The organism is Aromatoleum evansii (assembly GCF_012910805.1).
Lineage (GTDB): Bacteria > Pseudomonadota > Gammaproteobacteria > Burkholderiales > Rhodocyclaceae > Aromatoleum > Aromatoleum evansii.
The window spans coordinates 1-402 of sequence record NZ_WTVK01000279.1 but is presented as its reverse complement, the minus strand read 5'-3'; the positions used below and the strand labels follow the sequence as shown (position 1 = coordinate 402).

Below are 402 nucleotides of genomic sequence, written 5' to 3'. Positions count from 1 at the left end.
CGCCCTCGGCGGTCTTCGCATCCGGCTTCTTCAACGAATCCGATTTCGGCAACGCCTCGTCAGTCTTCGCCGACGGTGCGCGCGCGGCGAGTTCGCCTTTCAGTTTGTCATTGTCGGCCTGCAGGCGCCCGATCTCGGCATCGAGCGCCGCGCGCTCGTCCGGCACTATGTAGCAGGCCCAGCCGGCGCTGGAGTTGGTGCAGGTCGACACCGCACCGCTGCGGGTGTCGAGCCGCAGGAAGCCGTCGCCGGCCGGCGACAATGCATAGCGACCATTCTCGGTGTCGGGCGCGGTTTCCGCGATCGCCGCGCCGCTCGAGATCAGAACGGCGACAATTGCAATCGACAATTTCGGGCACGACATCGCGATGGGCATGGCTTGCTCCGCCTCAGTCTGATTCC

The 402-nt window shown here is 65.7% G+C and carries 1 protein-coding gene; it reads right to left on the bottom strand.

Annotated elements, in window-relative coordinates; translation table 11 throughout:
• Positions 1–376: hypothetical protein (locus tag GO615_RS28310; protein WP_169133113.1), on the bottom strand; the 376-nt coding region annotated here is incomplete at its 3' end.
• Positions 377–402 lie beyond the last annotated feature (26 nt).